This is a genomic window from Frankia sp. CcWB2, assembly GCF_977927585.1.
The window spans coordinates 110607-116309 of sequence record NZ_CDWRCM010000001.1 but is presented as its reverse complement, the minus strand read 5'-3'; the positions used below and the strand labels follow the sequence as shown (position 1 = coordinate 116309).

The following is a 5703-nucleotide window of genomic DNA, read 5'->3' as shown; positions in this document are numbered from 1 at the left end:
CTCCCCGGTGGTCAGTTCCACCTCGATGCGCCAGTCACGACTCCGGGCCGAGTCTAGGGGATGGGCCCCGCCCCACGGCACCGGATCCACGCCGGTGCGACGCGTCGCGACGGCACCGGGCGTCGTGAAGACGACAAATATCGTGAAGAAGACAAGCCGGGCGTAGGCCACAGCGCCGACGCCCGCCGGACCGGGTGGGAGCGGGCCGACTACCGTGGAAGTGCCGCCCCCGGCTGGATCGACTGGATCGAGAAGCCGGGAGCGGGCGGATCCGGTGGGATCAGATCGATCAGCGGGTGTGGACCGGAGGCGGAGATCGTGCGGCTGAGGTGGCACAGGAGCAAGGACATCCCGGCGAGCGCCGGCCGTCGTCTGACGGGCCCGGAGCGCGCCGCCGCGCTGGGGGTGCCGGACGACACCGAGCCGGCCGAGGGCCCCGGCGCCGCGGCTCCGGCTCCGGTGTCGGCCGGGCCGGTGATGCTGACACTGACTACCCGTTCCCGCCTCGAGGAGGCCGAGCGCGAGGCCGCCGTCTCCCGCCCCGTGCGTCGGCGGATGGAGCGCGGCTCGCTCGGCGGCCACGTGTCGCCCACCGGCGGTCACGGTTCCGGCGGTGCCTGCGGCCCCGGCGGCTGCGGCTGAGCCCGCATCCCGCATCTTCGACTCGTCCGGCGCCGCCCGAGAGGCCGCCCGACGGGCTGTCATCAGACGTAGCGGCGGGGGACCCGAGCCCCGACCCGGCTGACGATCTCGTAGTTGATGGTGCCCAGCGCCGCAGCCCAGTCGTCCGCGGTCGGTTCGCCGCGGTCACCGGGGCCGAAGAGCAGCACCTCGTCGCCGGCCGCCACCTGGTCGTCACCCACATCGAGGACGAACTGATCCATGCAGACCGTGCCGGCGATGCGGCGGCGCCGCCCGCCGAACAGCACCTCCGCGGTGTTCGTCGCGGACCTGGGGATGCCGTCGGCGTAGCCCAGCGGCACCACGGCGAGCGTCGTCTCGCGTGTTGTCGTGTACCGGTGCGCGTAGGAGACGCCGGTTCCCGCCGGTACCCGCTTGGTCAACGCGGCGTGCGTCGTCAGCGTCATCGCGGGGCGCAGACCGAAGGCCGCCGGCGGCCCGACCTCCGGGCCCGGGGACAGTCCGTAAACGGACACTCCCGGTCGGACCAGGTCGAAATGCGCCTCCGGGCTGACCAGGGTGGCCGCCGAGTTCGCCAGATGCCGCACGGATGGGTGTAGCCCCGCCTTCGTGGCGATGTCGATCGCATCCCGGAAACGCCCGATCTGACCCTGCACCGTGGGATGCCCGGGGGCATCGGCGAACGCGAAGTGGCTCCACACGCCGATCACCTCGATCACGCCCTCGGCCTCGAGTGCCGCCGCGGCGTCGCACAGCGCCGGCCAGTCGGCCTCCGTGGCTCCCGCCCGGCCGAGGCCCGTGTCCGCCTTGAGGTGCACCCGGGCGGTACGGCCGGTCCGCCGGGCCGCCGCGGCGGTCTCCTCGAGCGCCCAGCCCGCGGACGCGGACAGGTCGACATCCGCGGCGATGGCGGCGGCGAACGATTCACTGGGCGCCGCGAGCCAGGACAGCACCGGGACGGTGAACCCGGCCGCGCGCAGGGCGAGCGCCTCCTCGAGGAACGCCGTGCCGAGCCAGGTGGCCCCGCCCTCCAGGGCCGCCCGCGCGCACGGGATCATGCCATGGCCGTAGCCGTCAGCCTTGACGACCGCCATGGTGGCGGCGTCGCCTGCCCGGGCGACGAGGGCGGCCACCGACGTGCGGACCGCGTCGAGATCGATGGCGGCATAGGAACGAAGATCATTCCCGGCAGGAGGATCGGCCCGCTGTTCGGTCACGCCGTCACGCTACTCCGCGTGGCATCCGTCGCTGGTCGAGCAGGTCGCCGATGACCTGGGGCAGGATGGCGGGCAGATCATTCGCTGCCAGCGGCACGGGGGCCCGCTCGGCGGCCCGGCCGTGCAGATAGGCGCCGACCGCCCCGGCCGTCGCCGGGGCGAGCCCGGCGGCGAGCAGCGACCCGATCAGGCCGGTCAGCACGTCACCGGTCCCGGCGGTCCCCAGCCATGCCGATCCGGTCGTGTTGACCAGCGCCGATCCATCCGGCCGCACGACGAGCGTGCGGGCGCCCTTGAGCAGGATCACCGCTCCCGTCGCCGCCGCGGCCCGCCGGAGAACGGCGAGCCGATCGTCGGCGAGTTCGGCGGCGGTGGTCTGCGCATCCCCGCCAAGGGCGACCGAGACGAACCGCTGGAACTCGCCCTCATGCGGTGTGATCAGCACCGGCGCCGCCCGCTCGGCGACGGCAGCGGGCCGCGCCGCGATGATCGCGGCAAGCGGGTCGAGGCCTCCCGCGTCGACCAGGACCGGAAGGTCCGTCGCCAGCAACGCCGTCAGCAAGGTACGGACCGCGGGTCCCGGCGCCAGGCCCGGGCCGATCGCCCAGGCCTGGACCCGGCCAGCGGCCAGCATCGCGTCGGCGTCACCGGCCTCGATGGCGGTCACGACGGCCTCGGGATGCGACATCCGCACGAAATCGCCGGCCCTGCTCACGACCGCGCCGACGGCCTCGCCCTCGGCCTTCTCAGCGTGCCCCTCGGTCACTACCCGCAGATACCCGGCGCCGCCGCGCAGCGCGCCGCCGACCGCGAGCACCGCGGCGCCCGGATAGGCGCCGCTGCCGGCAACGAGGCCAAGGACCCCGCGACTGTACTTGGACGCCCTCGGGCTGGGAACGGGCAGCGCCGCGGCAACGTCGGCATCGTCGAGAGCGCACAGGTCGGGTTCAGGCAGGTTCAGTCCGATGTCGACCAGCTCGACGGGACCGGTGTGGGCGGCACCGGGCATGAGCCACAAGCCGCGTTTGCGGGTACCGAAGGTGACGGTACTGCTCGCCCGGACCGCCGGCCCCGCGACGGCCCCGGTATCCGCGTCCACCCCGCTGGGGACGTCGACCGCCACCGTCCGTTCGGGGGGCGCCAGAGCGGCGAGCCGGGCGTACGGCTCGCGCAGCCCGCCCCGGCCACCGATGCCGAGCAACCCGTCCAGCACCAGATCGGCGGCGGCGAACAGAATACGCAGCCGCTCATCGTCGATCGGCTGCCCCGCACCCGCCGGACCGCCCCCGCCCACCACCGGACCCGGATGGTGCAGTCGACCACCGGCCGCGAGCAGGGCGGCGGTGCCTTCCGGATGGGTGCGGCCGGGTGCCACCGCATCAACCCGCGCCCCTCGGGCGGCCAGCCGCGCTCCGGCCCAGAGGGCGTCACCACCGTTGTCGCCACCGCCGGCGAGCACGACGACGCGGGCACCGTAGACCCGCCCGAGGCGTCGTGCGGCGTGCGCGACGAGCCCGTGCACCGCCCGCTGCATCAGAGCGCCGGGGGGCAGCGAGGCGAGCAGCGGCGCCTCGGCACCTCGAACCTGTTCAACCGTATGGGCATTGCGCATGCCGACATGCTGCCCCGCTCCGATCCGCGGGCGCCCGACAGGCCGGCACGGGCCCACCGGACCCGACCGTGCTCAGGTCTCGGCAACGACCATCGCCACGGCCACGCCGCCGTCGTGGGTGAGCGAGAGATGCCAGGACGCGATGCCGAGCCGGGCCGCCGCGGCGGCCACCGTGCCGATAATCCGTAACGACGGTCGCCCCCCGGTACCGAGAACCACCTCGGTGTCGTGCCACTCGAGACCGGGGGGTGCGCCGAGAACCTTGGCGACCGCCTCCTTCGCCGCGAACCGGGCGGCCAACCGCTCGGGCCGGGCGAGGCTCCGTTCGGTCGCGGTGAACAGCCTCATCGCGATGCCCGGCGTGCGTGCCAGCGTCACGGCGAACCAGTCAACATCCACCACGTCCACGCCGACGCCCACCACCGCCACCTGGGAAGGTTCCCACAAACGCGGTGTTACCCCGCCGTCGGCACCGGGACGGCCGGTGAGGTCCCCGCTAGCCGGTTCACGCCCACCTCGCCGAGGCGCCCGCGCCCCGCTGATCAACGCTTCGTCGATCAGCGCGTCGCAGCCCGCCCCGGGGCCGATCCGCCGTTGCCGTCGTCCTTGCTGCCACCATCGGGAGCGGTGCGGCCCTTGTCCGCGCCGGTACCCGTGGCGGCACCCTCCGGTCTCATCGGGGGCTCGACATCGTCCCCGGCGAGGATCCGGTAGAGACCACGGCGGGTCTCGGCGAGCAGGGACCGCGCCGCGGCGATCTGCGCTTCGTCTCCGGCCTGGGCCACCTGGACGATGGCCGCACCGACGGCGAACGCCAGCGTTCGCAAACTGGTGAGATCGTCATCGACCGCCGCCGCGGCAGTCTCCCACGGCTTGCGCCCCCCTGCGCGTGCCTCGACGTGCGCCCGCCCGGCGTCGGTGAGATGGAAGACTCGCTTGCCCTCCGCCTCCTCCGCGCGCACGAGCCCCTCGTCGGCCAGCAGCGACAGGACCGGGTAGACCGACCCCGGGCTCGGCCGCCAGATGCCACCACTACGCTCCGCGAGCTCACGGATCATCTGGTAGCCGTGCATGGGCTCCTCGGCCAGCAGCGCGAGCAGCGCCTCCCGGACGTCACCCCGCCCCACCTTCGGCCCACGGCCGAAGCTGCCGGGACCGCCAAAACCGGGGCCGCCGAACCCCAGACCGAACCCCGGGCCGGGAAAGCCGCCGAACGGCCAGCCCGGTCCGCCCCGGCGGCCTCTCGGCCCGCCTCCTCCGTGCCCGCCGTGCTCACGATGCCCGCCGTGCTCACCACGGCCGGCGCGACCGCTCTCGGAGTGGTCCTGCTCGCCGGCCACCGCCTCCGACCGGCCACCACACTCCCCCCAGGCGCTCACCGCCTCGAAGAAGTCCCGCAGCCGGGACGGGCCGAACCCGGCCTCGCATCCCCAGCGGCCCCATGGGCCCGACATCATCTGTGAAACCACGATCATTCCCTTCGGGTCGGCGCGACCGGAGCCATCCGCTCACACCTCATCACGTAGGCTCACGATATATCGCGATGCAATCGACAACAAGACCTACTCGCCTAGGCATCCCCGAACCGCGCGAATTCCGTAGGATTGAGCAGTGATCATTTCGGGGTCCGGGGAGAACGGGCACGGCGGAGACGCCGTCACCCCGCTCGAGGCAGCCTTCGAGGAACGTGCCTGCGCACAGCACGCCGGCACCGACGTCTTCATAGAAGGGGTGAATCTGGCCCTTCTCGGTCGAGTCGAACAACTCCGCATCCGCCCCACCAACGCATCCGGCACGGTGGACGACGACGGTTCGTACGAGGTCCGCCTGGAGGCGGCCGACGACGGGCCACGGACGGGCTGTACCTGCACCGAGGGATCCACCGGCTCGTTCTGCCGGCATGCGGTCGCGGTCGCCCTCGTGGCCACCGGCTCGGCGGGACTCGCTGAGGACGACGAGGACATCGAGGGGGAGGACGGCGCGATCCTCGGTGAGGAGACCCTCTTCACCGACGACCCGGTCCACGCCGCGATGCGCGTCTTCCTCAGCCGCGCCCCTCGCGCCGAACTCGTCGAGACCCTGCTCGACGCCGCCGACGACAACGCCGTCGCCGATGCGCTGTGGGAGGCGACGGTCGCCTGGCACGGCCGTCAGCACGGAGCGACGCCGTCCACCTGACCAGGCAGGCCCGAGCCCAGCCCCGCCGCGCCGGTACGCCGCCCGATGCCAGGG

At 73.5% G+C, this 5703-nt stretch carries 6 protein-coding genes; 2 read left to right on the top strand and 4 right to left on the bottom strand.

The genetic code is table 11. From position 1 onward, the window contains the following. Positions 1-318: 318 nt before the first annotated feature. Positions 319-642 (top strand): hypothetical protein, encoded by a 324-nt coding sequence (locus ACY45C_RS00650; RefSeq protein WP_462185717.1) that lies wholly within the window; start codon positions 319-321, stop codon positions 640-642. Between the two features lie 62 nt (positions 643-704). Here the strand turns inward: ACY45C_RS00650 and alr are convergent, their stop codons facing one another. The 4 genes from alr to ACY45C_RS00630 form a co-directional block, all read right to left on the bottom strand. Continuing rightward, positions 705-1859: an alanine racemase gene (gene alr / locus ACY45C_RS00645; RefSeq protein ID WP_462185716.1), complete on the bottom strand. Its 1155-nt coding sequence runs from the start codon at positions 1857-1859 to the stop codon at positions 705-707. Between the two features lie 4 nt (positions 1860-1863). After that, complete coding sequence (locus ACY45C_RS00640) at positions 1864-3471, bottom strand: NAD(P)H-hydrate dehydratase (protein WP_462185715.1); 1608 nt, start codon at positions 3469-3471, stop codon at positions 1864-1866. 72 nt (positions 3472-3543) lie between these two features. Beyond that, positions 3544-3900 carry a holo-ACP synthase gene (locus tag ACY45C_RS00635; RefSeq protein WP_462185714.1) on the bottom strand — a complete coding sequence of 119 codons (357 nt, stop codon included), beginning with the start codon at positions 3898-3900 and terminating at the stop codon, positions 3544-3546. Positions 3901-4028: 128 nt separating this feature from the next. Continuing rightward, entirely contained in the window at positions 4029-4928 is a 900-nt protein-coding gene (locus ACY45C_RS00630) for a PadR family transcriptional regulator (protein ID WP_462185713.1), read from the bottom strand. 154 nt (positions 4929-5082) lie between these two features. On the opposite strand from ACY45C_RS00630, the gene ACY45C_RS00625 reads away from it, so the two are divergent. Beyond that, positions 5083-5649: an SWIM zinc finger family protein gene (locus ACY45C_RS00625; protein WP_462185712.1), complete on the top strand. Its 567-nt coding sequence runs from the start codon at positions 5083-5085 to the stop codon at positions 5647-5649. Positions 5650-5703: the final 54 nt, after the last annotated feature.

Bases quoted from the DNA above. Each gene is read 5' to 3' on its own strand.
- ACY45C_RS00640 (WP_462185715.1), bottom strand. From the start codon at position 3,471: ATGCGCAATGCCCATACGGTTGAACAGGTTCGAGGTGCCGAGGCGCCG.
- ACY45C_RS00630 (WP_462185713.1), bottom strand. From the start codon at position 4,928: ATGATGTCGGGCCCATGGGGCCGCTGGGGATGCGAGGCCGGGTTCGGC.